This is a genomic window from Stenotrophomonas sp. STEN046 (assembly GCF_056759755.1).
Map to the genome: position 1 here is coordinate 1 of NZ_JBRRDR010000045.1, position 26,867 is coordinate 26,867.

31 protein-coding genes and 1 tRNA gene are annotated in these 26,867 nt (G+C 66.2%); 11 read left to right on the forward strand and 21 right to left on the reverse strand.

Annotated features, from left to right (window positions below):
• Positions 1-393: 393 nt before the first annotated feature.
• The 5 genes from recQ to ACVOLJ_RS17255 all read left to right on the forward strand — a co-directional run bounded on the left by recQ (position 394) and on the right by ACVOLJ_RS17255 (position 6,200).
• Positions 394-2,199 carry a DNA helicase RecQ gene (recQ, locus tag ACVOLJ_RS17235; protein ID WP_475280055.1) on the forward strand — a complete coding sequence of 602 codons (1,806 nt, stop codon included), beginning with the start codon at positions 394-396 and terminating at the stop codon, positions 2,197-2,199.
• A 201-nt stretch (positions 2,200-2,400) separates the two neighbouring features.
• Positions 2,401-2,787 (forward strand): CopL family metal-binding regulatory protein, encoded by a 387-nt coding sequence (locus tag ACVOLJ_RS17240; protein ID WP_481564692.1) that lies wholly within the window; start codon positions 2,401-2,403, stop codon positions 2,785-2,787.
• A gap of 75 nt (positions 2,788-2,862) precedes the next feature.
• The gene (locus ACVOLJ_RS17245) at positions 2,863-4,671 is read left to right on the forward strand and encodes a copper resistance system multicopper oxidase (protein WP_481564693.1); all 1,809 of its coding nucleotides are present in this window, start codon (positions 2,863-2,865) and stop codon (positions 4,669-4,671) included.
• Positions 4,668-5,606: a copper resistance protein B gene (locus ACVOLJ_RS17250; RefSeq protein WP_481564694.1), complete on the forward strand. Its 939-nt coding sequence runs from the start codon at positions 4,668-4,670 to the stop codon at positions 5,604-5,606. The genes ACVOLJ_RS17245 and ACVOLJ_RS17250 overlap by 4 nt, the downstream gene beginning before the upstream one ends.
• Positions 5,607-5,687: 81 nt before the next feature.
• A complete protein-coding gene (locus ACVOLJ_RS17255) occupies positions 5,688-6,200 on the forward strand; it encodes an N-acetyltransferase family protein (protein ID WP_475280059.1) in 513 nt (170 codons plus the stop codon).
• 43 nt (positions 6,201-6,243) lie between these two features.
• Here the strand turns inward: ACVOLJ_RS17255 and ACVOLJ_RS17260 are convergent, their stop codons facing one another.
• The gene (locus ACVOLJ_RS17260) at positions 6,244-6,573 is read right to left on the reverse strand and encodes a TFIIB-type zinc ribbon-containing protein (RefSeq protein ID WP_481564695.1); all 330 of its coding nucleotides are present in this window, start codon (positions 6,571-6,573) and stop codon (positions 6,244-6,246) included.
• Between the two features lie 152 nt (positions 6,574-6,725).
• Here ACVOLJ_RS17260 and ACVOLJ_RS17265 point away from each other — a divergent pair, with 152 nt between their 5' ends.
• The gene (locus ACVOLJ_RS17265; protein WP_481564696.1) at positions 6,726-7,508 is read left to right on the forward strand and encodes a CPBP family glutamic-type intramembrane protease; all 783 of its coding nucleotides are present in this window, start codon (positions 6,726-6,728) and stop codon (positions 7,506-7,508) included.
• A gap of 82 nt (positions 7,509-7,590) precedes the next feature.
• Positions 7,591-8,013 (forward strand): response regulator, encoded by a 423-nt coding sequence (locus ACVOLJ_RS17270; protein WP_475280062.1) that lies wholly within the window; start codon positions 7,591-7,593, stop codon positions 8,011-8,013.
• Positions 8,014-8,103: 90 nt separating this feature from the next.
• Here ACVOLJ_RS17270 and ACVOLJ_RS17275 read toward each other — a convergent pair whose 3' ends face one another.
• From ACVOLJ_RS17275 to ACVOLJ_RS17300, 6 genes are all read right to left on the reverse strand, one after another.
• Entirely contained in the window at positions 8,104-9,042 is a 939-nt protein-coding gene (locus ACVOLJ_RS17275) for an alpha/beta hydrolase (RefSeq protein WP_481564697.1), read from the reverse strand.
• A gap of 83 nt (positions 9,043-9,125) precedes the next feature.
• Positions 9,126-9,977, reverse strand: a complete 852-nt coding sequence (locus ACVOLJ_RS17280) for an alpha/beta hydrolase (RefSeq protein ID WP_475280064.1) — start codon at positions 9,975-9,977, stop codon at positions 9,126-9,128.
• Between the two features lie 158 nt (positions 9,978-10,135).
• Complete coding sequence (locus tag ACVOLJ_RS17285; protein ID WP_475280065.1) at positions 10,136-10,588, reverse strand: lysozyme; 453 nt, start codon at positions 10,586-10,588, stop codon at positions 10,136-10,138.
• A 15-nt stretch (positions 10,589-10,603) separates the two neighbouring features.
• Complete coding sequence (locus ACVOLJ_RS17290; RefSeq protein WP_475280066.1) at positions 10,604-11,140, reverse strand: glycoside hydrolase family protein; 537 nt, start codon at positions 11,138-11,140, stop codon at positions 10,604-10,606.
• The gene (locus ACVOLJ_RS17295) at positions 11,137-11,334 is read right to left on the reverse strand and encodes a hypothetical protein (protein WP_475280067.1); all 198 of its coding nucleotides are present in this window, start codon (positions 11,332-11,334) and stop codon (positions 11,137-11,139) included. The genes ACVOLJ_RS17290 and ACVOLJ_RS17295 overlap by 4 nt, the downstream gene beginning before the upstream one ends.
• Positions 11,335-11,459: 125 nt before the next feature.
• Positions 11,460-11,888 (reverse strand): hypothetical protein, encoded by a 429-nt coding sequence (locus ACVOLJ_RS17300; protein ID WP_475280068.1) that lies wholly within the window; start codon positions 11,886-11,888, stop codon positions 11,460-11,462.
• Positions 11,889-12,223: 335 nt separating this feature from the next.
• On the opposite strand from ACVOLJ_RS17300, the gene ACVOLJ_RS17305 reads away from it, so the two are divergent.
• The 3 genes from ACVOLJ_RS17305 (at position 12,224) to ACVOLJ_RS17315 (ending at position 13,549) form a co-directional block, all read left to right on the forward strand.
• Positions 12,224-12,730 carry a hypothetical protein gene (locus ACVOLJ_RS17305; RefSeq protein ID WP_475280069.1) on the forward strand — a complete coding sequence of 169 codons (507 nt, stop codon included), beginning with the start codon at positions 12,224-12,226 and terminating at the stop codon, positions 12,728-12,730.
• A gap of 88 nt (positions 12,731-12,818) precedes the next feature.
• The gene (locus tag ACVOLJ_RS17310) at positions 12,819-13,052 is read left to right on the forward strand and encodes a hypothetical protein (protein ID WP_475280070.1); all 234 of its coding nucleotides are present in this window, start codon (positions 12,819-12,821) and stop codon (positions 13,050-13,052) included.
• A 266-nt stretch (positions 13,053-13,318) separates the two neighbouring features.
• Positions 13,319-13,549, forward strand: coding sequence for a hypothetical protein (locus tag ACVOLJ_RS17315; RefSeq protein WP_475280071.1), 231 nt, complete (start codon positions 13,319-13,321; stop codon positions 13,547-13,549).
• A 152-nt stretch (positions 13,550-13,701) separates the two neighbouring features.
• Here ACVOLJ_RS17315 and ACVOLJ_RS17320 read toward each other — a convergent pair.
• Positions 13,702-13,777, reverse strand: a tRNA-Lys gene (locus tag ACVOLJ_RS17320).
• Between the two features lie 173 nt (positions 13,778-13,950).
• On the opposite strand from ACVOLJ_RS17320, the gene ACVOLJ_RS17325 reads away from it, so the two are divergent.
• Positions 13,951-14,910, forward strand: a complete 960-nt coding sequence (locus tag ACVOLJ_RS17325) for a DUF2268 domain-containing putative Zn-dependent protease (protein WP_481564698.1) — start codon at positions 13,951-13,953, stop codon at positions 14,908-14,910.
• A 55-nt stretch (positions 14,911-14,965) separates the two neighbouring features.
• Here the strand turns inward: ACVOLJ_RS17325 and queC are convergent, their stop codons facing one another.
• The 13 genes from queC to ruvC all read right to left on the reverse strand — a co-directional run bounded on the left by queC (position 14,966) and on the right by ruvC (position 26,742).
• Entirely contained in the window at positions 14,966-15,631 is a 666-nt protein-coding gene (gene queC / locus ACVOLJ_RS17330; protein ID WP_475280073.1) for a 7-cyano-7-deazaguanine synthase QueC, read from the reverse strand.
• A gap of 77 nt (positions 15,632-15,708) precedes the next feature.
• Positions 15,709-16,410, reverse strand: coding sequence for a 7-carboxy-7-deazaguanine synthase QueE (gene queE / locus ACVOLJ_RS17335; RefSeq protein WP_481564699.1), 702 nt, complete (start codon positions 16,408-16,410; stop codon positions 15,709-15,711).
• Positions 16,411-16,514: 104 nt separating this feature from the next.
• Complete coding sequence (gene ybgF, locus ACVOLJ_RS17340; RefSeq protein ID WP_475280075.1) at positions 16,515-17,333, reverse strand: tol-pal system protein YbgF; 819 nt, start codon at positions 17,331-17,333, stop codon at positions 16,515-16,517.
• A 3-nt stretch (positions 17,334-17,336) separates the two neighbouring features.
• Positions 17,337-17,855, reverse strand: coding sequence for a peptidoglycan-associated lipoprotein Pal (gene pal / locus ACVOLJ_RS17345; protein WP_475280076.1), 519 nt, complete (start codon positions 17,853-17,855; stop codon positions 17,337-17,339).
• 64 nt (positions 17,856-17,919) lie between these two features.
• A complete protein-coding gene (gene tolB, locus ACVOLJ_RS17350) occupies positions 17,920-19,239 on the reverse strand; it encodes a Tol-Pal system beta propeller repeat protein TolB (RefSeq protein ID WP_475280077.1) in 1,320 nt (439 codons plus the stop codon).
• 251 nt (positions 19,240-19,490) lie between these two features.
• The gene (gene tolA / locus ACVOLJ_RS17355; protein ID WP_481564700.1) at positions 19,491-20,546 is read right to left on the reverse strand and encodes a cell envelope integrity protein TolA; all 1,056 of its coding nucleotides are present in this window, start codon (positions 20,544-20,546) and stop codon (positions 19,491-19,493) included.
• The gene (gene tolR / locus ACVOLJ_RS17360; protein WP_025874671.1) at positions 20,536-20,964 is read right to left on the reverse strand and encodes a protein TolR; all 429 of its coding nucleotides are present in this window, start codon (positions 20,962-20,964) and stop codon (positions 20,536-20,538) included. Before tolR ends, tolA begins: the two co-directional genes overlap by 11 nt.
• A 24-nt stretch (positions 20,965-20,988) precedes the next feature.
• The gene (tolQ, locus tag ACVOLJ_RS17365) at positions 20,989-21,768 is read right to left on the reverse strand and encodes a protein TolQ (protein WP_197583061.1); all 780 of its coding nucleotides are present in this window, start codon (positions 21,766-21,768) and stop codon (positions 20,989-20,991) included.
• 10 nt (positions 21,769-21,778) lie between these two features.
• The gene (ybgC, locus tag ACVOLJ_RS17370) at positions 21,779-22,216 is read right to left on the reverse strand and encodes a tol-pal system-associated acyl-CoA thioesterase (protein WP_475280079.1); all 438 of its coding nucleotides are present in this window, start codon (positions 22,214-22,216) and stop codon (positions 21,779-21,781) included.
• On the reverse strand, positions 22,206-23,246 hold the full coding sequence (gene ruvB / locus ACVOLJ_RS17375; protein WP_475280080.1) for a Holliday junction branch migration DNA helicase RuvB: 1,041 nt from the start codon (positions 23,244-23,246) through the stop codon (positions 22,206-22,208). Before ruvB ends, ybgC begins: the two co-directional genes overlap by 11 nt.
• Before the next feature lie 399 nt (positions 23,247-23,645).
• Positions 23,646-25,565 (reverse strand): potassium transporter Kup, encoded by a 1,920-nt coding sequence (locus tag ACVOLJ_RS17380; protein ID WP_475280081.1) that lies wholly within the window; start codon positions 25,563-25,565, stop codon positions 23,646-23,648.
• Between the two features lie 48 nt (positions 25,566-25,613).
• Positions 25,614-26,207, reverse strand: a complete 594-nt coding sequence (gene ruvA / locus ACVOLJ_RS17385) for a Holliday junction branch migration protein RuvA (RefSeq protein ID WP_475280082.1) — start codon at positions 26,205-26,207, stop codon at positions 25,614-25,616.
• 13 nt (positions 26,208-26,220) lie between these two features.
• A complete protein-coding gene (gene ruvC, locus ACVOLJ_RS17390; protein ID WP_475280083.1) occupies positions 26,221-26,742 on the reverse strand; it encodes a crossover junction endodeoxyribonuclease RuvC in 522 nt (173 codons plus the stop codon).
• Positions 26,743-26,867: the final 125 nt, after the last annotated feature.

Genomic DNA, 26,867 nt, shown 5'->3' on the forward strand with positions numbered 1-26,867 from the left:
CCCACCACACCCCCGCACCGCGTGTTGTTCAGGCGTGCGGTGGTCTCCGGGAGTTTTTGGGGGGGCGGCATGGTTAGCCCCTGCAACAAGCCCCCCCACCCCGTTTTGTTTGTCGATATCTGACAGATTTCATCCACGCATGGCGTGGATCTACTGCCGTCACCGGGAAACTGTCGGGGGTGGGGCGGTGTGGGCTTGCAGGACCGCAGGCGCCATGGATGGCGCCTACGAGCCCCCATGGACGGGTTTACGGCGTGTCCTGCAAGCCCACACTGCCCCGCCCAACCAGCAGACACCCCAGAGCCGGCTGTTGCTGTCGCCTTTGACGTTGCCGTGGCCTCTGCAGGTGCAGGGCGCAGCCCTGCCGAACCCCCGCCGGGGTAAACTAGCCGGATGGCTTCCCGTCCCGCGCACGACCTGCTCCAACGCGTCTTTGGTTACGACGATTTCCGTGGTCCGCAGCAGGACATCGTGGAGCATGTGGCTGCCGGTCACGATGCCCTGGTGCTGATGCCCACCGGCGGCGGCAAGTCGCTGTGCTACCAGGTGCCCGCCCTGCTGCGCGATGGTGTCGGCATCGTCATCTCGCCGTTGATCGCGCTGATGCAGGACCAGGTCGAAGCCCTGCGCCAGCTCGGGGTGCGCGCCGAGTACCTCAACTCCACCCTGGATGCCGAGACCGCCGGCCGGGTCGAACGCGCACTGCTGGCCGGTGAGCTTGACATGCTCTATGTCGCTCCCGAGCGCCTGTTGACCGGTCGCTTCCTGTCGCTGCTCTCACGCAGCCACATCAGCCTCTTCGCCATCGACGAAGCCCACTGCGTTTCGCAATGGGGCCACGATTTCCGCCCCGAGTACCGCCAGCTGACCGTTCTGCACGAGCGCTGGCCGGACATTCCGCGGATCGCCCTGACCGCTACGGCCGACCCGCCAACCCAGCGCGAGATCGCCGAGCGGCTGGACCTGGCCGAAGCGCGCCACTTCGTCAGCTCGTTCGATCGCCCCAACATCCGCTACACCGTGGTGCAGAAGGACAACGCCCGCAAGCAGCTGGGTGACTTCCTGCGCAGCCATCGCAGCGAAGCCGGCATCGTCTACTGCATGTCACGGCGCAAGGTGGAAGAAACCGCCGAGTTCCTCTGCACGCAGGGCTTCAATGCCCTGCCCTACCACGCCGGCCTGCCCTCGGAGGTGCGCGCCAACAACCAGCGCCGCTTCCTGCGCGAGGATGGCATCGTGATGTGCGCCACCATCGCCTTCGGCATGGGCATCGACAAGCCGGACGTACGCTTTGTCGCCCACACCGACCTGCCCAAGTCGATGGAAGGCTACTACCAGGAAACCGGCCGCGCCGGTCGCGATGGCGAGGCTGCCGAGGCCTGGCTCTGCTACGGCCTGGGCGATGTCGTATTGCTCAAGCAGATGATCGAGCAGTCCGAAGCCAGCGAAGAGCGCAAGCAACTGGAGCGCTCCAAGCTGGACCACCTGCTGGGCTACTGCGAATCGATGCAGTGCCGCCGGCAGGTGCTGCTGGCCGGCTTCGGCGAGACCTATCCCCAGCCCTGCGGCAACTGTGACAACTGCCTGACCCCGCCCGCTGCCTGGGACGCCACGATTCCCGCCCAGAAGGCGCTCAGCTGCGTGTACCGCAGTGGCCAGCGCTTCGGCGTCGGCCACCTGATCGATGTCCTGCGGGGCAGCGAGAACGAGAAGGTCAAGCAGCAGGGCCACGACAAACTCAGCACCTATGCCATCGGCCGCGACCTGGATGCGCGCACCTGGCGCAGCGTGTTCCGGCAGCTGGTGGCGGCCAGCCTGCTGGAAGTGGACAGCGAGGGCCACGGTGGCCTGCGCCTGACCGATGCCAGCCGCGATGTGCTGACCGGCCGCCGGCAGATCAGCATGCGTCGCGACGCGGTCAGCGCCAGCACCGGTCGCGAGCGCAGTGCCCAGCGCACCGGCCTGTCGGTGCTGCCGCAGGACCTGGCGCTGTTCAATGCCCTGCGCGGCCTGCGTGCCGAACTGGCGCGCGAACAGAACGTGCCGGCCTTCGTGATCTTCCACGACAGCACCCTGCGCAACATCGCCGAGCAGCGCCCGACCTCACTGGACGAACTGGCCCGGGTTGGCGGCATCGGCGGGACCAAACTCAGCCGCTACGGGTCCAGGCTGGTGGAAATCGTGCGCGAAGAGGGGTAGCGCCGGGCCATGCCCGGCGGCCCGTGGATCGGCCGCGCTTCGCGCTCGCCGGGCATGGCCCGGCGCTACCCCTTCGCCAACGGTGCGCGGGTGCCCTTGTAGAGCTGGGCAGGGCTCGGTTCCACATGTGTGCGGGTCCAATCTTGAACCGGCCGTTCAGCCGGATGTGCATGTCCGCCCGCTTGCGGCTAGATTATCGCCATGTCCCTCGCCTCGACCCTGCTACGCGTCGTGCTCATGCTCAGCCTGTTGCTCAACGGGGTGAACGCGGCCATGGCCAGCGGACATGAGGAAATGGGGCGGATGAGCCATGCGGTCGCCTCGGCCATGGCCGGACAGGCCAACGCCGATTGCCATCATCATGCGGGCATGAGCGCAGACCACGCGCCTCAGGCCAAGGCGCCTGCCCACGACGCCCACTGCCAGATCAAGGACTGCGTCCGCAGCTGCGCACAGCATCCGTTGCTGGCGGTGCAGGGCCTGCCGTTCCTGGCCGGTCCCGGCCTGTCGTTGAGCCCGCAGCCGATGCCGGCCAATGGCCGCCCGGCACCGCCGCTGCCACCCATCTCACGCCCTCCCATCATCTGACTCCACGCGCCCTGTGCGCACCGCGCACCTGTGCTGGCCCCGCGCCAGCGTTTTCCCGTGTTTGGAGTCATCACCATGAATACCCGCATCCCCCCCGGCCCGGGCGCTGTGCCCATGCCGTCGCGCCGTCTTTTCGTACAAGGCATTGCCGCTGGCGGCCTGGCCGCCGGCATCGCTGCAGTCGGCCTGCCGCAGCGCGCGCTGGCCGCGGCCGCCGCCCCGCGCCTGGCCGCCGCGCCAGCGGTGCTCACCGATACCCGGGTCGAACTGGCCATCGGCGAATCCCTGGCCAACTTCACCGGCCGCACCCGTCCTGCGATCACCGTCAACGGTTCGCTGCCCGCGCCGATCCTGCGCTGGCGCGAAGGCCAGACCGTGGATCTGTTCGTGCGCAACACGCTTGGACAGCACCCCACCTCCATCCATTGGCACGGCATCCTGCTGCCGGCCAACATGGATGGCGTGCCGGGCCTGAGCTTCAACGGCATCGGTCCGGGCGAGACCTACCACTACCACTTCAACCTCAAGCAATCCGGTACGTACTGGTACCACAGCCACTCGCTGTTCCAGGAACAGGCCGGGCTGTATGGCGCACTGATCATCGACCCGGCCGAGCCGGCGCCCTACCGGCATGACCGCGAACACGTGATCATGCTGTCGGACTGGACCGACATGGACCCCGGCGCGCTGTTCCGGCGCATGAAGAAGCTCGCCGAGCACGACAACTACTACAAGCGCACCCTGCCGGACTTCCTGCGCGACGCCCGCCGCGATGGCTGGTCGGCCGCACTGTCCGACCGCGGCATGTGGGGCCGGATGCGGATGACACCCTCCGACATCTCCGACATCAACGCGCATACCTACACCTACCTGATGAACGGCACCGCCCCGGCCGGCAACTGGACCGGGTTGTTCCGCAGTGGCGAAAAGGTGCTGCTGCGCTTCATCAACGGCGCCTCGATGACCTACTTCGACGTACGCATCCCCGGTTTGAAAATGACCGTGGTCGCCGCCGACGGCCAGTACATCCACCCGGTCAGCATCGACGAGTTCCGCATCGCCCCGGCCGAGACCTATGACGTGCTGGTGGAACCGACCGGCCAGGATGTCTTCACCCTCTTCTGCCAGGACATGGGCCGCACCGGCTATGCGGCCGGCACCCTGGCAGTGCGCCACGGCCTGCAGGCACCGATTCCCGCGCGTGACCCGCGTCCGTTGCTGACCATGTCGGACATGGGGCACGACATGGGCGGCGGCGGCCATGGTGGTCACGACATGGCAGCCATGAAGGGCATGGAAGGCGGCTGCGGTGCCAGCATGGGCCACGGCACGCATGGCGGCGGCGATGCCGCCAGCAAAGCGCCAAAGCATCCGGCCAGCGAGCGCAACAACCCGCTGGTGGACATGCAGAGTTCGGCCACCGACCCGAAGCTGGACGACCCCGGTATCGGCCTGCGTGACAACGGCCGCCAGGTATTGACCTATGGCGCGATGCACAGCCTGTTCGAAGACCCCGATGGCCGCGAACCCGGCCGTGAGATCGAACTGCACCTGACCGGCCACATGGAGAAATTCTCGTGGTCGTTCGATGGCGTGCCCTTTGCCGGTGCCGAACCGCTGCGGCTGAATTACGGCGAGCGCATGCGCATCGTGCTGGTCAACGACACGATGATGCAGCACCCCATCCATCTGCATGGCGTGTGGAGCGACCTGGAAAACGCACAGGGTGAATTCCAGGTGCGCAAGCACACCATCGACATGCCACCCGGCACCCGCCGCAGCTACCGCGTGCGCGCCGATGCCCTCGGCCGCTGGGCCTACCACTGCCATCTGCTCTACCACATGGAAGCGGGCATGATGCGCGAAGTGAGGATCGAAGAATGAGCCGTTCCCTTCTCACTCCCTGCCTGCTGGCCGTGGCCCTGGCCACTGCCATGCCCGCGTTCGCGCAGTCGCACGCCGGCCATGGCATGGCAACCTCGACACCGGCCGCAGAGGCCGCCGCCGAGGTTGATCCTTCGAAGATGGACCATTCCACGATGGACCATTCGAAGATGGACCACGCGGCGATGGGCCACTCGAAGATGGGCCATGGCACGCCCGCCCCCACCGAACCGCGCGAACCGATCCCGGTACCCACCGACGCCGACCGTGCCGCCGCCTTCCCGCCCATCGCACACGGCGCGATGGAACACGCTCCAGAGATCAACAGCCTGCTGCTGATCGACCGCCTTGAGCACTGGGATGGAAAGAACGGCAACGGCCAGGCCTGGGAGGCCAGCGGCTGGATCGGCGGCAACATCAACCGCCTGTGGCTGCGCACCGATGGCGAACGCAGCGGGGGCCGCACCGAGTCGTCTGGCGTGGAAGCGCTGTATGGTCGCGCCGTTTCGCCATGGTGGGACGTGCTGGTTGGCGTGCGCCAGGATTTCCGCCCGGCCGATTCACGCACCTGGGCGGCGATCGGAATCCAGGGACTGGCACCGTACAAGTTCGAAAGCTCGGCCACGCTGTACGCCGGTTCCGGCGGTCAATTGATGGCCAAGGCCGAGATCGAGTACGACGTGCTGCTGACCAATCGGTTGATCCTGCAGCCACTGCTGGAAGCCACCGTGGCCAGCAAGGACGAACCGGAGTACGGCATTGGCCAGGGCCTGAACAAGGTCGAGGCCGGCCTGCGGCTGCGCTACGAGTTCAGCCGGCGCTTCGCGCCCTACATCGGCATCAGCCACGAGCGCAGCTTCGGTGACACCGCCGACTACGCCGGCGACCACGCGCGCGATACACGCTGGGTGGCCGGCATACGCATGTGGTTCTGAGCAGCCGATTGTGAGCAGCAGCCAGCCCCGGCCACCACCGGGGCCGGCTACACTGCGCCACGTTCCACTGCAGGCTGCACCATGTCGTTGCACATCCGCCGCGCCACCCTCGCCGATGTCGAAGCACTGTCGGCGATCGCCATCGCCACCTATACCGAAACCTGGGGCGACTCCTATCCGCCGCAGGATCTGCACGGCTTCCTGCAGGACCACTATGGCATCGCGCCGCAGCGCGCCGAGCTTTCCGACCCGCGCAGCGCGGTGTGGCTGCTGCTGGATGGCGAAACAGTGGTGGGCTATCTGGCGGCCGGTGCCAACACCCTGCCGCATGCAGATGCGCGCGAAGGTGATATCGAACTGAAGCGGCTGTACATCCTGGCCAGCCACCAGAACGGAGGCCACGGCGCGCGCCTGATGGATGCCTTCATGGCCTGGCTGGACCAGCCGCAGCGCCGCACCCTGTGGGTGGGTGTGTGGGAAGAGAACTTCGGCGCGCAGCGCTTCTATGCGCGCTACGGCTGCAGCAAGGCCGGCGAGTACGACTTCATCGTCGGCGACAGCCGCGACCGCGAGTTCATCCTGCGCCGCGCCTGACCGCGTGCCGTAGTGAACGGCACGCAGCCCGTGACGCTACGCCTCAGAAATCGAACAGCTCGGAGAGGAAACTCTCCTTCTTCTTTTTCTTGTAACCGTGACCGTACTGGCTACGCTCATCCGGGCGCTGTCCCAGATGGCGGGTATCACGGTGCATCACCGGCGGCGGTGCCGCCTGGGCAACAGCCTGTGGCTGCGCCTGCACGGCCGGTTGCGCGGCCGGTTGCACGGCAGCGGCCGTCGAACGCTCGATGATCTTGTCCAGCTCGCCTCGGTCCAGCCACACGCCACGGCATCCCGGGCAGTAATCGATCTCGATGCCCTGGCGTTCGGTCATCTGCAGGGTCTGGGTCTTGCACACGGGGCACAGCATTCGCATTGCTCCTATCGGTCTATCCCCGACTGTACCTGCATCCGCATGACTGTTTGGCAACGCATGACCGATGGCACAGCGACTTCCGGCGCGTGCCATACGCACCGGCCAACGGTGACACTCCCTGCTACCGTCCCTGCAAAGGAGTGCACGTGGCTTCCCTTTCCTCGCTACCGGCGGGCATTCGCCTGCTGATCGTTCTGCTCGGCGTGGCACTTGGCCTGAACGTGCGCGACCTCAGCGCCGCCGCAGGTGCGCCGATTCCCGCACTGCCCATTCCCTATGGCGGCAGTCTGCTGGACAACACGCTGGCGGTGCTGGTGGCCCTGCTTCTGGCTGCTCTGCTGCGTCCGCGCGGGGTGGGCCTGGCAGCGAGCCTGGGCCTGCAGGGCAGCCGCCTGCGCGGGCCGCTGCTGGTGCTGCTGGCCAGCCTGTGCAGTTGGCTGGGGCTGGCCATGCTGGGCACGCTGAACCCATCACTCACCCCGCTCGATGCCGCGATGCTGGCGGTGCTTTTCCCGCTGGCCGAGGAGGTCCTGTTCCGCGGCCTCGGCTTCGTGCTGCTGGTGAAAATCATGCGCGGCCCCTGGCCGCTGCTCGCCCTGCCGCAGGCGCTGCTGTTCGGCATGGTGCACTGGCTGGGCTTTGGCGGCTTCGATGGCGGCGCAACGGCACTGCTGGTGGGCGCGGTCATCGCGCTGGGCGGCTACATTTTTGCGTGGCTGGATCATCTGGACGGCAACACCCTGTGGTGCGGTCTGGTGCTGCACATTTCGATGAACCTGGCGTGGAACGTGTTCAGCGTGGACGACGGCATCGCACTGGGCTGGCAGGTCACCGGCCTGCGCGTGGGCACCGCGCTGCTGGCGGTAGCGATGTTGCTTGTGTGGAGGCGCCAACGGCAGGCCACGCACCGACCTGTAACGCCCGCTTAGCTGATCCTGCACGCCGGCCTCACCGGTGGCTTGCGCATACTTGCGCGCCTTTTGGCCCCTTGCCGTCCGGAGTTGTTGCGTCATGCTGCTGTCCAAGCGCCACGTTGAACCGCGCGTCCTGCTGATCGAGGATGCCGAAGAAACCCGTGAACTGAGCCGGATGGCGCTGGAAAGCCAGGCCTGCCATGTCGCCGGTGTCAGCAGCGCCGAAGCTGCGCTGGGCCTGCTGGCCGCGGGCGAGCGCTTCGACCTGCTGTTCACCGACGTCAACCTTGGCCGGGTCAGCGGCATCGAGGCCGCCAACCAGGTACGTGCGCTGTACCCGCATCTGCCGATCCTGGTCACCTCGGGCATGGACCAGCACGCGGTACTGCCGCAGCTGTCGGGCGGCATCCATTTCCTGCCCAAGCCGTACAACATGAGCGAACTGCTGGACGCGATCCGGCTGTGCTTTCGGCATGCCGACGCGGGTGTGTTGACCGGGCCTGACGCGCAGGCGGCATGAGCGCAGCCCATCCACGCGTGGCGTGGATCTACTCGCGGTGAGGACAGGGACTGTCAGTAGATCCACGCCATGCGTGGATGGAACCCGCCATCAGCCGCCGGTATACGGCCCCTCACCCGGCAACACCTCCAGCAGCGCACGGGTGATCACGCGTGGATAGACGGTGAGGTGGTCCTCGCCCTCGATCACCACATTCTCCACCTGTAGCCTGCGGCCGCTGCGCTGCAGCTGGGCAGTGAAGTCGGCGGTCTGCCGCAGCATGTCGTTGCCGGTTGAATAGCGCGGCCCTGGCTTGTCCGTTTCGTAGCTGCCCACCGACAGCAGTACACGCGTGGGCTGCAGCGGGATGGCGGCGGCGTCTTGCATGCGCGGCAGCAGAAGCTGGTCGAACCACAACGAAGGACTCGACAGCACATACGTGCTGAACATGTCCGGCTGGGTGGTCAGCACATACGCACCAAACAGAGCTCCATAGGAATGACCCGCGAATGTACGCCGGGCTGGATCTGTGCGGTAGCGCGCATCGATGGCCGGCAGCACCGTTGTGGCCAGGAAATCACGGTAGTGCGCGGCACCACCGTAAGTAACATCGTCACTGTAGTCGGTGCCCGCCGTGCGCTGCGGGTTGCTTGGCGTGTAGTCGCGCGAGCGGCTCTGCTTGGACGTCAGGCCGTCCTGCGGCGGCAGGCCGACCAGGATGAAGTCTTCGATGTTCACGCCCTGCTGCCCGACCAGATTGCGTACGCTGCGCACCAACGGAAAGCTGTACAGCGCATCGGTCACGTACACCACGGGGTAGTGCTTCTGCGGCTGCGCCGCGTAGCTGGCAGGCAATGCCACCCACAGGGCATAGTCGCGCCCGATCGGGTCATGCACCTGTAGCGACTCGGTATCGGGCAGCACGACGCCCTGCACCGCTGCGGGGGAACCACCCGCGATCCCGCGCTGCGCCCCCTGCGGCGCGACCGACATCGCACATCCACTCACGGCCACACAGGCCAGTAGCGCCCACACTTGCATCCGCTGCATTCCTGCACTCTCCTGTTGATGATGGGGCAGCGCACTACGCTGCTGCCGCATCCTCACACGTGCGCAGGCTGCGTGCCAGCCGCTTACGGCGTTGGCGGCGGCGGCGCCGGGAACAGCGTGCGCAGCGCCTGCAATGCCGCCGGGTGGTAGATCGTGGCGTGGGTCTCTTCCGGCAGCGGCTGGTACTTCGCCAACGTTGCCGGCGACGACTGCTGCAGCATCGATGCCAGCTGCGCGCTCGCCGCCGCCAGTTCCGGCTGGCCGCTGCTGGCCAGGAACAGTTGCGCGCCGCTACGGGCAACCGCAGGCAACTGCTTGCCAGCGCCGGCCAACAACGTACTCCGGTTCCACCACAGGCTTGGGTCCAGCGCGATGTAGCTGTTGAACAGCGTCGGTTCCTGCAGCATCGTCTCGACCACGAACAGCCCCGCCAGCGATTCACCGATCAGAGCGCGCTCGTCGGTGGTGGCGTAGCGCTGGCGCACCTGCGGCATCAGTTCGTCACGCAGGAAACGACGGTAGGCCGCAGAACCCCCTATGCGTGGCGCGATCTTCTGGTCCTGAGGGTCGTTGCTGGGCCCGGTCATGTCGCGGCGCCGCTCGGTGTTCTCGATACCCACCAGCAGGAACGGACGCATGCTGCCGTTGCCGGTCAGTACCTGCACCAGCCCAGCCACGTGCAGGAAGTCCTCGGTGATGCCCCCGTCGGGCATGTAGATCACCGGCAGCGGCGTCTTCGGGTCCAGCCCCCACGGCTGCGGGCGATACACGTTGATGCGGCGGGTTTCGCCCAGTGCCTTCGACTGTACGGTGAAGGTTTCGCCGATCACCAGCGGCGAGGCCGGCGACACCTGCGCGGACGGCGGCGGCGCGGCGGCCAGCAGGGGCGTGGCGGATGCAGCAGACAAGAACAGCGACAGCACGATCAAGCGCATGGAGCGACCCATCCTGGAGAGGACGCCGAGGATAGCGCCATGTGGACCGCATCGGCGGCTTCATTCCGGGCAGGATGGCCAGGCACCGCTGCCGGGCGCTCGATATGGCGAGTCCAATGCATTCGGCCTGCGTCCGGCCATGCGCCAGCTGCAGCGCTTCAACGCCGATCCAGTTCGATCACCGCCTGGCAGGCGCGGAGCTGGTCGTCGGCATCGCGTCCGATTCGAACAAGCGCTGCCGCAACCTCTGCTCGTAGTTCGGCGCCCGCATCACGTTCGAGGGCGCCGGTGGTGGCCGCGGACAGGCGACCAGTATGGCAGGCGGCGAGGTCGTCGCGCAGGCGGAGACTGCCAGCGCGCAGGGCAGCCACCACATCGGCGTCAACAACCGCCGCACGTTCCCGATCCTGTTCATGCTGTTCTCCCACTTGGGCCATCGCCCCGGTCTGTTGTTCCAGTTGTTCACGTAATCCGCGCTCTGCCTGCAGGGCCTGCGCGTGCTGTACCGAGGCCGCGCCTGCGATTGCCGAATCACTGCGGTCACCGCGCCAGGTCCAGCCCGCTGCAAACATCGCAAGCGACCACGCCAGCAGCATCGCCATCGCGATCATCACCCGCGGCATCACCTACTGCTCCGCTACGCAGCGTGCGTGCCGCTGCTGCTGTCGCTGCCATACACCCCAGCAGACCGTGTTCGGGCGGCCATCCACCCGCGTGGAGCAGTCGTAGCCCCCTGCCCGCTTCCACAGCAGCAATGCATCGCAGGCCTGGCGGTATTCACCGCGCAGCAGATGGCGGCGCATCGACGATCTCTGCCAGTTGCCGATGCCGTACTGATAGAGAAAATCGACGTAGACGTCGTACTCCCCCTGGGTCAGGGCGACGGCTGGCAGTGATGCGCGGAACTGCCCCTCTTCGCGCGCCAGGTGCGCCTGCACCGTATGCAATGCGCGCACCGGGGTGATGCGATCACCCAACCGCACCGGTGCGCCGTCTTCGCGCAGGGTCGAGCCGAACCCATAGGTCGGCCGATCATTGCGGGTCGGCACCACGGCCGTGTCGGTGTAGCCCTCGTGGTCAACAATGGCGATCAACCCTGCCGCGCTCAGCACCAGCGCAGCCACCAGGCGTCGTATCGGCAGTGCAGTAGCAGGCGCGCTCACTCGCGCCCCTTCCGCCGCCACTCACGCAGCCAGCGCCAGCCCAGATAGGCAATCTGCGCCGCCAGATAGATGATGGTCAGAACCACCACCAGGCGGTCCAAGGTGATGCCAGCAGCGAGCGCACCGGCAACGGTGACCGGCGGCGCCGATTTGGCTGCCGCCGCGCCCACCGCGCTGAAGATTTCTTCTTTCATGGGAAGTCCAGGATTGGATATCGGCCACCGCGTGTGGCGATGGACAGGAGAGGTGCCCGCCTCGTTGCCGGCGGGGCACGAGGGTTCATCCGGTCGAGAGGCGGGCGAAAGCGTGGGTCCGCCGCTTACGCGGCCTGGGCGATGCCCTCCATCCAGCCGCGCACACGCTGGAAGCCCAGCTCGACCAGATTCAGGTAATGCCGGTTGGAAACCGGACGCTGGCCGCAGTTGGCCAGCAGCAGATTGGCCGTCTCGAAGCGCTCGACCTTGCGGCGACCGCGACCGCAGTAGTAGCCGCGCAATGCGCAGGCCATCGCCACGTTGTCGCGCGCAACGGCGGTGATGATGTCCTCGATCTGCTGCGCCAGCAGATCCGTTTCCAGGGGCTTGTAGCCCTGTGCGCGGCCGGGCATGTCGCCGCGGTGCTCGATCAGCACCGCCAGCAGGTTGCGCGACTGGAAGCCGAGGTACTCGCAGTCGCGATGGAGCGCGTACTCGCCGCCCCAGTGCTCCAGACGGCCACGGACGTACTCACCGAAGGTATCAAGCTGCATGGGGGGCTCCTGCTGGGATGGACGACGGGCCTGGGCCGAACACATCCGGGCGCAGGGCTTCGCGACGGACCGCCCCGGCAGTTGCCAGTTCGATACGGCGGCATAGGCGTGCGCCCGGCAACTTGTGGCCGCGGGCGATCATGTAGAGAGTCCGCAGCGCACAACCGGTCTGGTGGGCCAGGCGGCGCATCACGGGGCAGCTGGGGGTGCCGTAGCCCCCTTGGGAGATGGCGTAGTCGATGAGGTTCATGGCCCACACATTACCGCGGAGGTAATGCATAGTCAATACCGTTTTGGTCATTTGCTGGATTGGTAATGCAGCGCACCATCTACAGATGGACGCCAGTACCGCCCGCACCCTCAACATGCGCCTCCGCGTTGCCGCTGCTGGCGGCCCGGCCGAATGGGCCCGCCTGTTCGGCGGCACCCGCTGGGCCCAGCCCCAGGTCAGCCAGTGGATCTCGGAGAGCAATCCCAAGAGCATCGGCCATCGCCTGGCCCGCGATCTCGAAACAGTGATGCAGCTTCCACACGGCACGCTTGATCGTGCCGATCAGGACGTTGATATGTCGCTCCAGTCTCAATCTACGGGACTGGATTTCGAGAAGATGAGCGCTGCGGTCAAGGTGCTTTCGCACTACCTGGAGCTGGTCGGCGATCCACCGGAATGGATCTACGACCCTGTGCTGCTGGAGACCGCATTCATGGTCGTGGACGAGTTCGGTCAGCCTTCGGCGCCGGACAATGTGCTCGACCTGACAAAGCTTCTGGCAAAACGGATCAGGGAGGCGAAGGATGACTCACACGCGACTCGAGGAGCTCGCACAGCGGTTGGCCGCTAGGACCCAGGAACTGCGCGGAGGACGCGCTCCTGTGCCGGTGTTGCGGGTGGTGGCCGGCGAGGCGCACACACCCCCTGGCGAACGGCGCATGGACGCCATCATGCGCGAGTGGCATTGCCGCATGATCCGCAACGTACGACGGCGCTGGGGGGAGCCGATGCAGCATGTGATCGACCAGGCCTGCTGTGGCGTGATGGACATCGACCAGCTCAGCGACGATGGGCTGATCCAGCTGCACAAGGACATGGAGCGCGCCGAGGAGTGCATCCGCGAGGGTATTTCCTTCCACGACGCCGGACTGCTGCGCGCGCATTACGGCTGAAACAGGCCTTGGCCGGTCGGTAAGGACCGGCCAGAGGCGAATTTTAATTACCGATTATTCCCAAATAATTACCCATAGGGTAATTGAACGGCTGTACCCGAGGCGTCGATACGCCTCGCCCTCATCGCCAGACCCACAAGGAAGTACACGTCATGCTGAGCGCCTTGATTGCTACCGTTCTCGCCGCCACAGCGCCTGCGGCACCCACTGCCGAAGCTGCATCGGCGCGCTACGCCGATTGCCTCCTGAGCCATCTGCAGGCGGGAATGTCCGACCAGACCGCGCAGTTGGTGCAGCAGGCATGCGCTGCCAAGTACCCGCAGGAGCGTGCCGCCGCAGTGCTTCTGGAGATGGAGATGAGCAAAAGGCAGCAGGAAGAGTTCCAGCGGTTCCACTCCGCTGCAGTGAAGTCCGCTAACGAAGCGGCTGCCGCTGCCGCACAACAGGCCAACCAGGACGCTGCGGCCACACACGCGGATGTTTCGCGAGGGAAGTGATGTCGATGGCGGTGCGTCGGCTGCGTGCTGAGGCTATCGATCAGGATGCAGCACGCATGCCGCTCACGCACGTGGAACCACGTTGGTTCTTCCGGCATTTTTTCCGGCGGCACGAAAAAGGCGCCCAGTGGGCGCCTAAGTCGTTGATGCAATGGTGGGCCGTGATGGATTCGAACCATCGACCAAAAGATTAAAAGTCTTCTGCTCTACCGACTGAGCTAACGGCCCATGCATGGCCCCAGCCTTTCGGCGGGGTGGGCATTCTACCCCACTTTGCCGGGCTGGGTGAAGCCGGGGATCGACGAGATTGCAGGCCAGCGGCCGGCGCTACCCGGCCACGGGCGTCTAAACCATTCCATCGCACGTCGCATCCCAACTGTGATCCTGCCCGGGAGCCTTGAATGCGCCTGCTGCTGTCGTTGATGCTCGCCCTGCTACCAGCCACGGCCACCGCCGCGACGCCCACCCACGTGCGTACCGACGACATCACCCGCTTCTGGGCGACCTACGATGCGGTGCGCGCCGAGCCCGATGCAGCCAGACAGGTCGTGCTGGTCCAGCAGCGCTATATCGCACCTGGCAGCCCGGGCCTGCATGCGCTGATGAAGGTGCGCAACTACACCGCCGAGGAATACGCCGCAGCGATGCGCCAATGGCCACGCTTCTGGGCCTCGGTGCGGCGCCCGTTGACCATCAACGCGCAGCAGGCCAGCGCCACGCTGGAACGGGATCTGGCCGCTTTCCGCACCCTCTACCCTGCCCTGCATCCGGCCAGCATCACCTACGCGGTGGGCGTGCTGCGCACTGGCGGAACGACGCTCGGCAACCAGGTGCTGATCGGCGCCGAGATGGCGCTGGGCGATGCAAGCGTGGATGTGAGCGAGCTGCCCGAGCCGCTGCGCGCGCGCCTGCGGATCTTCTACGACAGCCATCCTGGCGCGAACAACGCGCAGAACAATCTGCATGAGTACGTGCACACCCAGCAGCGCGAAACCACCGGCACGCTGGCGCAGTACGCGGTGCGCGAAGGCGTTGCCGAATACGTGGCAGAGCGCATCAGCGGGCGCCGGCCGGCACTGCCGCTGTATGCCTATGGGCCGTTGCACGAGGCTGAAATCCGCACGCGCTTCATGGCCGAGATGGATGGGCAGGCGCTGGACAACTGGCTGTACAACAGCTCGCGCAATCCGTTCGGGGTGAGCGACCTGGGCTACTACGCCGGCTATCGCATCGCGCAGGAGTACATGCGCCGGCAGGCGGATGAGAAAGTGGGCATCGCGCGGATGATCGAGCTGGATTACGACGATCCGAAGGCGGTACGGACCTTCATCGAGGCATCGGGCTGGTTGCCACCCCGGTAGCGCCGGGACAGGGAGTGCGAACCAACGGTTCGCACCCACCACCCATCAGGCGCGGTCAGGCGTACAGCGTCGGGTCGGCCACGCCGGCTTCGGTGAAGCCCTGCGCGCGCAGACGGCAGGCATCGCAGTGGCCGCACGCGGCGCCATTGGCGTCGGCGTTGTAGCAGGACACCGTCAGCCCGAAGTCCACGCCCAGGCGCACGCCTTCGCTGACGATCTGGCCCTTGCTGAGGAACTGCAACGGCGCGTGCACGGTGATGCCCGCGCCCTCCACGCCCGATTTGGTGGCCAGGTTGGCCAGCGCCTGGAAGGCGGCAATGAACTCCGGGCGGCAGTCGGGATAGCCCGAATAGTCCACCGCGTTGACGCCACAGAAGATGTCATTGGCGCCCAGCACTTCGGCCCAGCCCAGCGCCAACGACAGCATGATGGTGTTGCGCGCCGGCACGTAGGTGACCGGAATGCCCTCGCCGCCCGCCTCGGGCACATCGATGTCATCGGTCAGCGCCGAGCCGCCGATGCTGCGCAGGTCCACGTCCACGGTCTTGTGCACGATCACGCCCTGGGCTGCGGCCACGCGCGCGGCGGCATCCAGTTCGGAGGTGTGGCGCTGGCCGTAGCGCACGCTCAGGGCATGCACGGCGAAGCCCTGTTCCTGCGCCATGGCGATGACGGCGGCTGAATCCATGCCGCCGGAGAGAAGCACGACTGCCTTCTTCATGGGTAAATCTTCCGGTTTGGGGGAAAAGCCAGCACGCTGTCCCGCGCCGGAACTACATCAGGGAAGCAGGAACCGGCTCAACGGCCCGGCTCGTCGTTCCACAGTATTTTATGCAACTGCATCTGGAAGCGCACCGGCAACCGGTCTTCCACGATCCAGTCGGCCAGCTGGCGGGCAGTGATCTCGCCCTTGCTGGGCGAGAAGAACACCATTGTCTGCTGTACCAGCTGGTGCTCGGCGACCATGGCCTTGGCCCAGTCGTAATCCTCGCGGTTGCAGATGACGAACTTGACCTGGTCGCGCGCGGTCAGCAGCGGCAGGTTTTCCCAGCGGTTGCGTGCAACTTCGGCCGAACCCGGGGTCTTGATGTCGACCACGCGCGACACGCGCGGATCGACGCCGCTGACATCCAGCGCACCCGAGGTTTCCAGCGACACATCCAGGCCCGCATCGCACAGCTTCTGCAGCAGCACCAGGCAGCGCTTCTGCGCCAGCGGCTCGCCACCGGTCACGCAGACATTGCGCACGCCCTGGGCGAGCACCTCGGCCACGATGTCGTCGATGTCCCACCAGGTACCGCCGTGGAAGGCGTAGGCGGTGTCGCAGTACTGGCAGCGCAGCGGGCAGCCGGTCAGGCGCACGAACACGGTCGGCCAACCGGCGGTATCGGCTTCGCCCTGCAGCGAAGTGAAGATCTCGGTGATCTTCAGGCGCGGCAGCGGCGACTGCACGATCTCGCTGGGGGTGGCGGCAGCGTTGGACGGGGAAACGACGGTCATGGCGTGGAATTCTTGATAGGGCGGGCAACGGAAGTGCCGATGCCGGAAACGAAAGCAGCCGAGCATGGGCTCGGCTCTACTTCATCATCAGGTTGTACGAGCGCTCAGCGGATCTGGTTGCCGAGACGGATCGATTGCAGGCGGTCCTGCGCGGTACGCGCGGCATCCGAGCCTGGATATTGCGCCACAACGGTTTCCAGCGTCTGCTGGGCCTGGTCGACCTTGCCCTCGCCATACTGCGAGAGGCCAACCTTGAGCAGGCCGCCAGCGGCCTTGTCGTGGGTGGGATAGCGCGAGAGCAGTTCGCGGAACTGGGACTCGGCCATCGGGAAATTGCGGGTGGCGTAGTAGCTTTCGCCCAGCCAGTACAGCGCATTGGGGGCGTAGACGCCGTTGGGGTACAGCTCCAGGAAGCTCAGGAACAGCTGCGAGGAATCATCGTACTTGCCTGCCTTCAACGCATCGAACGCGACGTTGTAGGAGGTGCGCTCGTCGCCGGTGACGGCCAGGCTGCCCGGGTCACCGTGGACCGAGGGCGGCCGCTCGGAAGTGGCCGCTGCTGCAGGTTTTACCGGGGCCGCAGGGGCCTTCGGTGCGCTTGCCGGAACGGGCGGCAGGGCCGGGGCGGCAGTGCCCCCTTCCAGCCGGTTCAGGCGGCTGTCCAGATCCAGATACTGGTCCTGGGCGGTCTGCTTGAGCTGGGCGTTGTCGTGCTGCAGTTGCTCGATCGAGGCCTGCAGGCTGGTGACCTGCTGCCGCAGCTGGTTGATCTGGTTCAACAGGTCCTGGTTGGCACTGTTGTTGTACATCTGCTGCTCGAGCGAACCGACACGGTCGGCCAGGCTCTGACGTTGTGCATGCGCCGGTGCGGCAGCCACGAGGGCTGCCGCAACGACCAGCATCAGTTTGATGCCAACGCGCATGGATTACTGCGCGGTGTAGACGATTTCGACGCGACGGTTCTGCGACCAGCAGGACTCGCCCGACTCGGTGCAGACCGGACGCTCTTCACCGTAGGAAACGACGGTCAGCTGCGAAGCCGAGCCACCGTTGGCCTGCAGTGCCGAGTTGACGCCGTTGCCACGACGCTCGCCCAGGGCCTGGTTGTACGCGCGCGAACCGCGCTCGTCGGTGTGGCCCTGCAGGGTGATGCGCGAGGACGGACGGTCACGCAGGTACTTGGCGTGGCAAGCCATGATGGCCTGGAATTCCGGCTTCACTTCTTCCTTGTCCAGGTCGAAGTAGACAACGCGCTGACGCAGGCAGGCGTCGGTGTCCAGATCGCCCGGGCCGTACAGGCCGGAGGTGGACGGACCGGTCGGGGTGGTGGTCGAGGTGCCGGTGTCGACCGGAGCCGGGGCTTCTTCCTTGACCTTCTTCGAGCAACCGGCCAGGACGGCCACGGACAGCAGGGAAACAAGCAGAACGCGGGTGGACTTGTTCATGGCGATACCTTTGTGGCTCCTAGGCCGATGATGGGTTCAATACAACGAAAATATTAACACTCTTTTAGCGCTGGGTACGGTATGGGGACCATGCCGGTTCGCGGACATCTCCGTCGGCCAGCACAAGGCGCTGGCGAACACGCGCATCGGCCGAGACGGCGTACAGCACACCACGACCACCCTCGCGGGCGGCATACAGCACCATGCTTGCGTTGGGCGCAAAGCTCGGCGATTCGTCCAGCGACCCCGGCGACAGCGTGCTCCAGCGCGGCGAGCCCAGCGAGCTGTCCATCATCGCGATCTTGTAGCTGTTGCCCGAGCCCTGGGCCACGGCGATCTTCTTGCCGTCGTAGGACACCGAGGGCTTGGCGTTGTAGTTGCCCTGGAAGGTCACGCGCTCGGCGCTGCCGCCGCCTGCACCGACCTTGTAGACCTGCGGACGGCCACCGCGGTCGGAGGTGAAGTACACCGCGCTGCCGTCCGGGGACCAGGTCGGCTCGGTATCGATGGCGAAGTGGTTGGTCAGCTGGGCCAGCTGCTTGCTGCCCAGGTCCATCACGTAGATTTCCGGGTTGCCCGAACGCGACAGGGTCAGGGCCAGCTTGCGGCCGTCCGGCGAGAAGGCCGGGGCGCTGTTGATGCCACGGAAGCTGGTGACCAGTTCACGGGCGCCGGTGGAGATGTTCTGGATGTAGATGGCCGAGTTGCCACGCTCGAAGCTGACGTAGGCCAGCTTGTTGCCATCCGGGCTCCACGACGGCGACAGCAGCGGCTCTGCCGAACGCACGATGGTCTGCGGGTTGAAGCCATCGGAGTCGGCGACCATCAGCGCATAGCGCATGGCATCACCCTTGCCGCTGGCAGTCACATACGCGATGCGGGTCCAGAAGGCACCGCGGACACCGGTGATCTTCTCGTAGATGGCATCGGCCATCTGGTGGGCGACATCGCGCATGGCATTGCCACGTGCGGTCATCGCCAGACCCAGCAGGCGCTCGCCCTTGGGCACATCGAACAGTTCGTATTCGACGCGGTAGGCGCCGGCACCGGCGTCCATCACGCGGCCAACGACGATGTAGTTCTGCTTCAGCGCGCGCCAGGTGGCGAACTGGATGTCACCGCCACGGATCGGCTTTTCCACGATCTGTGCTTCGGGCAGGGTGCGGAACTGGCCCGAACGCTCGAGGTCGGCGCGGACCACGCCGGCGACGTCGGTCTGCGGGGCACCGGCTGCACCCTGGTAGGGCATCGGCACGATGGTGATGGGCAGGGCGGAGGCATTGCCGCCGATGATGTCGATATCCAGCCCCTTCTGCTGCGCGGCGGCAGCAAAGGGCAGCAACAAAGCCGCAAACACGGCAAGCCAGCGAGGCATCTTCTTCATGGAGCGCTCAAATAGGGGGAACCGGAACGAGGGATAGCAAAGCGGCAGTGAACCGCTTCGCAATCATGAACCAAGGGTACGTGAATTCCGGGTCAGTGCCAGCCGGTTTTCTCACATGCCGTTAACGTCGCGTCCAACTTTCCTGCGTCTGGGTCTTCCCCAGCATGGCCTGCCCAAGCCAGCGCGATCCAGAGGCAGAGGCGTCACCAACTGACGGAGGCAGCCCCAAAGGGCTGCCCTGCCCGCCCGCCTCAGCGATCCTGGGCGGTAAAGGTGAAGTTGATGGTGCGCGCGAATACCTGCTCGAAGCCGCGGTACGGCAGCGGCTGGGCGTTGAGCACGGCGGCCTCGATCGAGCGCTTGCCGGCGTCGTCGAACGGGCAGCCGGCACTGACGGTGGCACTGCGGACCGTTCCGCCCGGCAACTGGTTGATGGTGATCTGGCAGCGCTGACCCAACGGCACGCTGTCCGGACGCACCCACTGCGCCAGCACCTTGGCCTGGATGGCCGCGGCGTACTTGGCTGACAGGTCGTCGCTGCTGCCACCTCCACCGGCGGCCGGCTGCGCGGCGCCACTGGCACCGGCGGCGGCGCTGCCAGCAGCGTTGCGTGCGGCGGCCACCTGGCGCAGTTTCTGCTCGGCCAGCTTGGCTTCCTTCTCGGCCTGCTCGCGGCGGGCACGGATGTCGGCGATCTTCTTCTGCTTCTCGGCCTCGGCCTTGTCAGCCGCCACACGCTCCTGGTCGGCCTTTTTCTTCTTGGCGTCTTCTTCCTGCTGCTTGGCCAGGCGCAGCTTCTGCTCGACCTCTTCCTGGCGCTTGCGCTCGGTCAGGTCGATCTGTTCCTGGCGGCGCTTGGCTTCCTGCTCCTGCTTGGCCTTCTCCTGCGAGATGGCCAGCGCGCTGACCGCGTCCTGGTCCTTGGTATCGGGCTGGGCCACGCGTTCCTGCGCCTGTTGCTGCTGCGGCGTGGGCGCGTCCTGCGGGCGCGGCTCTTCGATCGGCTGCGGCGGCGGGATGGTGTCTTCGGGCATCGGGATCGGCTCGGCAACCGGCGGCGGCAGGTCCTCCAGCTTCTCCGACTGGCGCAGGGCCTGGCGTGCGGCGGCCGCTTCGGAAGCGGACAGCGCCAGGCTGGCCTCGACCGAGGGATCGCCTGCGGCGGCGTCGGTGTTGCGCTGGGGCGACCACAGCCAGGCGCCAATGAAGATCAGCGCGACCAGCAGGTGCACCAGCACGGCCAGGGTCAGGGGCAGGCCCCAGCCCGGCTCTTCCCTGTGCGATGGCGGCAGAGCGTCAGCGTGCATCGGTGGCCAGGCCTACCTTGTCCACGTTGGCGCGCTTGATCACGTCCATCGCCGCGATGACCTTTTCGTAGGCCACGGCACGGTCGGCGGCGACGATCACGCGCACGCCCTTGTCCTGCGCGGCGATGCCGGACAGGTGACCCTGCAGCTCCTCGGCGGTGACAGCCGTGGGCTCCTTGGCATCGGGCAGCTTCAGGCTGAGCTGGCCGTCCTGGCGAACCGAGACGATGACCGGGTCCTGCTTGCTCTCCAGCGCCTTGGCGTTGGAGTTGGGCAGGTCGACATCAAAGCTCAGGGTGAGCAGCGGCGCGGTGACCATGAAGATGATCAGCAGCACCAGCATGACGTCGATATAGGGAACGACGTTGATTTCCGATTTCAGCTTGCGGCGCTTGCGGCGACCGATGGCAGCGGACATGGCTTGGACTCCCGGGTCTGGCGCTTACTCGTCGCCAGCGCTCTGGCGCTGCAGGATCGAGCTGAACTCGTCGGCGAAGGTCTCGAAACGCACCGACATGCGCTCCACGCGGGTGGTGAAGCGGTTGTAGGCCCAGACCGCCGGAATCGCCACGAACAGGCCGATGGCGGTGGCGAACAGCGCTTCGGAGATGCCCGGGGCAACCGCGGCGATACCGGCCTGTGCGCCGCTGCTGATCATGTCGTGCATGGTCACCATGATGCCGAACACGGTGCCGACCAGGCCCACGTAAGGGGCGGTCGAACCAATATTGGCCAGCAGTTCCAGGTTGCGCTCGAGCTGGTCGACTTCGCGGGTGTAGGTGGTGCGCATGGCGCGCTGGGCACCTTCCAGCTGGGCGCGACCATCCAGCCGGCGCTTGTCGCGCAGGCGGGTGTATTCGCGGAAACCGGCTTCGAAGATCGCTTCCAGGCCGCCGACGTTGCGGCTGCGGTCGGTGGCCGAGCTGTACAGCTTGCCCAGGTCGGCGCCGGACCAGAAGCGGTTCTCGAACTCGTCCGCTTCGCGGGTGGCCTGCTTGAACACGCGGGCCTTGCGGAAAATGATCACCCAGCTGACGAACGAGCCGACCAGCAGCAGCAGCACGATGATCTTCACCGGCAGGCTGGCCTTGGCCATCAGCTCGAGGTAGTTGATGCCGCCGCCAGTGGTGGCCTGGGCAAGGGTCTGGGTCGCTGCATTGCTGACATCGGCCGGCAATGCCTCGGTGACCGTGGCCTGCAGGGCCAGGAGCGTTGCGATCATCCGTTGTTCCTCAAGAGTTCTGTTCGGATTCGGGGTAAAGGTGGGGTTGCAGCGCGGCCAGGACAGGTTCGTCCATGCCACGCGGGCGGAAACTTGCCGCATCCAGTGCAGCGATGCGGACCTGCGCGGACAGCAACACCTGGCCGTCGCGCAGGACCTGCTGGTCGAACACCATGCTGGCCCGTTTCAACTGGACCAGGGTAGCGCTGACCTGCAGGGCGTCATCCAGGCGTGCCGGCTTGATGAAGTCCATCTGCATCGAGCGCACCGCGAAGACCAGGCCGTGCTCGGCACGCATGCGCTCCTGACCATAGCCCAGTGCGCGCATCCATTCGGTACGGGCCCGTTCCATGAAGGCCACGTAGCGGGCGTGGTAGACCACGCCACCTGCGTCGGTATCTTCCCAGTAGATGCGTGTCGGCCAACTGAACCGGGGTTCAACCGACATCGGGAACCTCGGCGAACAGATCCTGTGGCGGGGTCTTGGGCTTCAGGCCCATGTGCCGGTAGGCCTTGTGGGTGGCCATGCGACCACGCGCGGTGCGCACCAGGAAGCCCTGCTGGATCAGGTACGGCTCGACCACGTCTTCCAGCGTGCCGCGCTCTTCGGACAGCGCTGCGGCCAGCGACTCGATACCAACCGGGCCGCCATCAAAATAGTCGACCATGGTCTTGAGCAGGCGCCGGTCGAGCTCGTCGAAGCCTTCCGGGTCCACTTTCAGCATCTGCATCGCCGCCTGCGCCACGGTCTGGTCGATGTGGCCGCCGGCCTTGACCTGGGCGTAATCGCGCACGCGGCGCAGCAGGCGGTTGGCGATACGTGGGGTACCCCGCGCGCGGCGCGCGATCTCCCCTGCCCCATCGGCAGTGCAGTCGATGGCCAGGATCGCGGCGGAGCGGCGCACGATCCGGGTCAGTTCTTCAACGCTGTAGAACTCCAGGCGCTGGACGATGCCGAAGCGGTCGCGCAGTGGCGCGGTCAGCAGGCCGGCCCGGGTGGTGGCACCAATCAGGGTGAACGGTGGCAGATCGATCTTGATCGAACGAGCGGCGGGGCCCTCGCCGATCATGATGTCGATCTGGAAATCTTCCATCGCCGGATACAGCACTTCTTCAACCACCGGCGACAGGCGATGGATTTCGTCGATGAACAGCACATCGTGCGGCTGCAGGTTGGTCAGCAGCGCGGCCAGATCGCCGGCCTTTTCGATCACCGGACCGGAGGTCACGCGCAGGGCCACGCCCAGCTCGTTGGCGATGACATGGCTGAGCGTGGTCTTGCCCAGGCCCGGTGGGCCGAAGATCAGCACGTGGTCCAGCGCGTCGCCGCGACCCTTGGCGGCCTGGATGTAGATCTCCATCTGCTCGCGCACCGGCACCTGGCCGAGGTAATCGGCTAGCCGCTTGGGGCGGATGCTGGCGTCGGCGGCGTCATCCTCGCGGGTGGCGCCGGCGCCGATGATGCGGTCGTCGGTCATGTGCTGATTATGCGGCAAAAGTACGGGTTTCGGCCGGGCTGCGCCCGGCACCCGCTACGGGCAACGGCAACGGCCGAAGCAAGAGCCGAAGCAAGAGCCGAAGCAACAGCCGAAGCGGGCTTCCTGGGGAATGGCGGGGTGGGCCCGGTTGCGGGGGGCGCCGTAAATACATCCATGTAGGCTCGGTCGCGCCATCCATGGCGCTCACGCCCCCGCAACCGGACCCACCCCGCCTTCGACAGATTTCTGCGATCTGCGGGAACGGCATTCTGCTCTGGTGGGTGTCGACCTTGGTCGACACGGCATGGCCTGCTATTGGTGGGTGTCTACCTTGGTCGACACGGTAGATCCACGCCATGCGTGGATGGAAGCATGGCGGTATCGAAGAAGGGAGAGGACCTAGATCTCGACCTGGGCCCCGAGCTCCACCAGGCGGTTGCCCGGAATCCTGAAGAAGCCGGTCGCCGGCGCGGCATTCCGGTGCATCAGCGCGAACAGCTTGTCGCGCCAGATCGGCATGCCGCGGTTGGCGGTGGCGACGATGGTCTCGCGGCTGGCGAAGAAGGTGGTGTCCATCGGGTCGAAATAGATGCCGCCGTGGTCGCACGAACGCATCAGTGCCAGCGGCACGTCGGGGGTCTCCATGAAGCCGAAGCGCACGTAGACCCGGTAGAACTCGTCGCCCACCGATTCGATCTTCAACCGCTGCCCTTCCATTGCGTAGGGAATGGGCAGGGTTTCCACGTGCAGGAACACATTGCGCTCGTGCAGCACCTTGTTGTGCTTGAGGTTGTGCATCAGCGCATGCGGGGCCACGGTCGGGTCGGCGGTGAGGAACACGGCCGTGCCCGGTACGCGCACCGGCGGTGCCAGCATCAGGCCCGGCAGGAAGGTATCGATGCGGATGCCGTCCTTGCGGATCTCGTCGCGCAGCAGTTCGCGGCCACGGCGCCAGGTGCGCATCATGGTGAACAGGAAGATGCCCAGCACCACCGGGAACCAGGCGCCCTGCAGCAGCTTGGCGCCGTTGGCGATGACAAAGCCCAGGTCGATGATGAAGAACACCACGCACAGCGGCAGGATCCAGTTGCGTGCCTTGGGCCACAGCGAGCGCGCGACCAGGGCCAGCAGCAGGGTATCGATCAGCATGGTGGCCGACACCGAGATGCCATAGGCCACGGCCAGGTTGGACGAACTGCGGAAGGCCAGCACCAGGCCGATCACCATCACCGCGATACCCCAGTTGATGCCCGGGATGTAGATCTGGCCGATGGTGTCGTGCGAGGTGTGCTTGATGCGCATGCGCGGGATGTAACCCAGCTGCATGGCCTGGCGCGAAACCGAGAAGGCGCCGGTGATGACCGACTGCGAGGCGATCACCGCAGCCATGGTGGCCAGGATGATCATCGGGTACAGCGCCCACGACGGCACCGCTTCGAAGAACGGGTTGCTCACCGCTTCAGGGTGGTTGAGCACCAGCGCGCCCTGCCCCAGGTAGTTCAGCACCAGGCACGGCAGCACGAAGAAGTACCAGGCGTGGCGGATGGGCTTGGCACCGAAGTGGCCCATGTCGGCGTACAGCGCCTCGCCACCGGTCACCGCCAGCACCACCGCACCCAGGATGAAGATGCCGTGCCAGCCGTGTTCCATGAAGAAGCGGATCGCCCACCACGGGTTGAACGCCTTCAGCACTTCCGGGGAATCGACGATGTTGTAGATGCCGATCGCCGCCAGCGATATGAACCAGATCGAGGTGATCGGCCCGAACAGCTTGCCGATTCTTTCCGTGCCGAAGCGCTGCACGGCGAACACCGCCAGCAGCACCACCACGGTGATCGGCACGATGAAGGCATGCAGCCCGGGAGCGGCGACCTCCAGGCCTTCAACCGCGCCCAGCACCGATATCGCCGGGGTGATGACACCATCACCGAAGAACAGCGACGCACCGAAGATGCCGAGGATGCCCACCACGTACGCCGAGCGCGAACCGTTGCGCAGGGTGCGCTGGGTCAACGCCATCAGCGCCATGATGCCGCCCTCGCCGTCGTTGTCGGCGCGCATGATGATGGTCACGTACTTCAGGGTGACCACGATGTTCAGCGCCCAGAACGCCAGCGACAGCACGCCCAGTACGGTGTCGTGGTCGCTGGTGAGCCCGTAGTGCGGCGAAAACGCCTCTTTCAGCGTGTACAGCGGGCTGGTGCCGATATCGCCGAAGACCACGCCGATCGCACCGATGATCAGCGCCAGTCCCCCGGCCGGGGGGGCGTGACCATGGCCGCCGTGGGCGGCGCTGTGCGGGGTTTGACTACTGGACATGGGGCTCCTGGCGGGGCTCAGGGAGTAAGGAAAAGGAAACGATGCGGCTCAGCGCAGCGCCGACTGCAGCGCTTTGCGGATGATCGTGGCGACTTCGTCGCCTTCGTTGAAGGCCTCGCGTGCCATCCGCGCCGCCTCGGTGGGCTTGTAGCCCAGCTGCTGCAGTGCCACGGTGGCATCGGACAGAGGATCGTGCGGGGCGGGGCCACTGCCGGTCGGCAGCGCGCCACCGGCGCCGAACTGCGCTGCGCGGTCACGCAGCTCCAGCACCATGCGCTCGGCGGTCTTCTTGCCGATGCCGGGGATGCGGGTCAGCGCGGTGATGTCACCGGCCTGGACCATGCGCGCGAATTCCTCGACGGTCACCCCGGACAGCACCGCCAGCGCGATCTTCGCGCCGATGCCGCTGACCTTCTGCACATCGCGGAACAGGCGGCGCTCGCCCTCGCGCAGGAAGCCGTACAGCGACACGCTGTCTTCCTTCTGCGAGTAGTGGGTATACAGGGTGACCTCGCGGCCGAGCTCGGGCAGGTCATAGAAGGTGCTCATCGGCGCCTCCAGTTCGTAGCCCACTCCGTTCACGTCCACCACCAGCCACGGCGGCGCCTTGTAGGCGACGATTCCGCGCAGTCGACCGATCATTGCGTGCAGCTCCTCATTTGCGGCCCCACGCCTGGCGGGCAGTCAGCCCCAGGCGGTTGGCCGTTGCCCTTACGTGGGCATGGGTGATGGCCACGGCCAACGCGTCGGCCGCGTCGGCCTGCAGCTTGGTTTTCAGGTTGAGCATGAGCCCGACCATGTGTTGAACCTGTTGCTTTTCGGCACCACCGCGCCCGACCACCGCCAGCTTGATCTCGCTGGCCGCGTACTCGTGCACCGGCAGGTCGCGCAGCACCACCGCCGAAATGGCCGCGCCGCGGGCCTGGCCCAGCTTCAGCGCTGAATCGGGGTTGCGTGCCATGAACACTTTCTCGATGGCCACTTCCTGTGGCTGGTACTCGTGGCACAGCTCGGCCAGGCCCAGTACCAGCAGCTTCATGCGCTGCGGGAAGTCATCGGCGCCCAGCAGCACCAGCGGCTGGTGGTGCACGTGGCTGACCCGGCCGTTTGCGTCGACATCGATGATGCCGACCCCGGTGCGTTGCGAGCCCGGGTCGATACCAAGGATGCGGGTCATGCCGGGCACGCGGGGCGGTCGCCGGCCCTGGGCGGACACATGCGACGGTGATGGCGGGAAACGTCTGGGGTCATCATGGTCGGCATTGTCCGCTCACCGGCCGCCAAAGGCGACCGGTGCTGCGG

Coding starts and splice junctions, on each gene's coding strand:
- ybgC (WP_475280079.1), bottom strand. CDS start 22,216: ATGTCGGTTGAACCCCGGTTCAGTTGGCCGACACGCATCTACTGGGAA.
- ACVOLJ_RS17295 (WP_475280067.1), bottom strand. CDS start 11,334: ATGAAAGAAGAAATCTTCAGCGCGGTGGGCGCGGCGGCAGCCAAATCG.
- ACVOLJ_RS17240 (WP_481564692.1), top strand. CDS start 2,401: ATGTCCCTCGCCTCGACCCTGCTACGCGTCGTGCTCATGCTCAGCCTG.
- queC (WP_475280073.1), bottom strand. CDS start 15,631: ATGAAGAAGGCAGTCGTGCTTCTCTCCGGCGGCATGGATTCAGCCGCC.
- tolA (WP_481564700.1), bottom strand. CDS start 20,546: ATGCACGCTGACGCTCTGCCGCCATCGCACAGGGAAGAGCCGGGCTGG.
- ruvC (WP_475280083.1), bottom strand. CDS start 26,742: ATGACCCGCATCCTTGGTATCGACCCGGGCTCGCAACGCACCGGGGTC.
- ACVOLJ_RS17305 (WP_475280069.1), top strand. CDS start 12,224: ATGGACGCCAGTACCGCCCGCACCCTCAACATGCGCCTCCGCGTTGCC.
- recQ (WP_475280055.1), top strand. CDS start 394: ATGGCTTCCCGTCCCGCGCACGACCTGCTCCAACGCGTCTTTGGTTAC.
- ACVOLJ_RS17310 (WP_475280070.1), top strand. CDS start 12,819: ATGGACGCCATCATGCGCGAGTGGCATTGCCGCATGATCCGCAACGTA.
- pal (WP_475280076.1), bottom strand. CDS start 17,855: ATGAACAAGTCCACCCGCGTTCTGCTTGTTTCCCTGCTGTCCGTGGCC.
- ACVOLJ_RS17325 (WP_481564698.1), top strand. CDS start 13,951: ATGCGCCTGCTGCTGTCGTTGATGCTCGCCCTGCTACCAGCCACGGCC.
- ruvA (WP_475280082.1), bottom strand. CDS start 26,207: ATGATCGGTCGACTGCGCGGAATCGTCGCCTACAAGGCGCCGCCGTGG.
- ACVOLJ_RS17275 (WP_481564697.1), bottom strand. CDS start 9,042: ATGCAGCGGATGCAAGTGTGGGCGCTACTGGCCTGTGTGGCCGTGAGT.
- ACVOLJ_RS17300 (WP_475280068.1), bottom strand. CDS start 11,888: ATGCAGCTTGATACCTTCGGTGAGTACGTCCGTGGCCGTCTGGAGCAC.
- ACVOLJ_RS17250 (WP_481564694.1), top strand. CDS start 4,668: ATGAGCCGTTCCCTTCTCACTCCCTGCCTGCTGGCCGTGGCCCTGGCC.
- tolB (WP_475280077.1), bottom strand. CDS start 19,239: ATGAAGAAGATGCCTCGCTGGCTTGCCGTGTTTGCGGCTTTGTTGCTG.
- ACVOLJ_RS17255 (WP_475280059.1), top strand. CDS start 5,688: ATGTCGTTGCACATCCGCCGCGCCACCCTCGCCGATGTCGAAGCACTG.
- ACVOLJ_RS17280 (WP_475280064.1), bottom strand. CDS start 9,977: ATGCGCTTGATCGTGCTGTCGCTGTTCTTGTCTGCTGCATCCGCCACG.
- tolQ (WP_197583061.1), bottom strand. CDS start 21,768: ATGATCGCAACGCTCCTGGCCCTGCAGGCCACGGTCACCGAGGCATTG.
- ACVOLJ_RS17315 (WP_475280071.1), top strand. CDS start 13,319: ATGTCCGACCAGACCGCGCAGTTGGTGCAGCAGGCATGCGCTGCCAAG.
- ACVOLJ_RS17380 (WP_475280081.1), bottom strand. CDS start 25,565: ATGTCCAGTAGTCAAACCCCGCACAGCGCCGCCCACGGCGGCCATGGT.
- ybgF (WP_475280075.1), bottom strand. CDS start 17,333: ATGCGCGTTGGCATCAAACTGATGCTGGTCGTTGCGGCAGCCCTCGTG.
- queE (WP_481564699.1), bottom strand. CDS start 16,410: ATGACCGTCGTTTCCCCGTCCAACGCTGCCGCCACCCCCAGCGAGATC.
- tolR (WP_025874671.1), bottom strand. CDS start 20,964: ATGTCCGCTGCCATCGGTCGCCGCAAGCGCCGCAAGCTGAAATCGGAA.
- ACVOLJ_RS17260 (WP_481564695.1), bottom strand. CDS start 6,573: ATGCTGTGCCCCGTGTGCAAGACCCAGACCCTGCAGATGACCGAACGC.
- ACVOLJ_RS17285 (WP_475280065.1), bottom strand. CDS start 10,588: ATGATCGCGATGGCGATGCTGCTGGCGTGGTCGCTTGCGATGTTTGCA.
- ACVOLJ_RS17270 (WP_475280062.1), top strand. CDS start 7,591: ATGCTGCTGTCCAAGCGCCACGTTGAACCGCGCGTCCTGCTGATCGAG.
- ruvB (WP_475280080.1), bottom strand. CDS start 23,246: ATGACCGACGACCGCATCATCGGCGCCGGCGCCACCCGCGAGGATGAC.
- ACVOLJ_RS17245 (WP_481564693.1), top strand. CDS start 2,863: ATGAATACCCGCATCCCCCCCGGCCCGGGCGCTGTGCCCATGCCGTCG.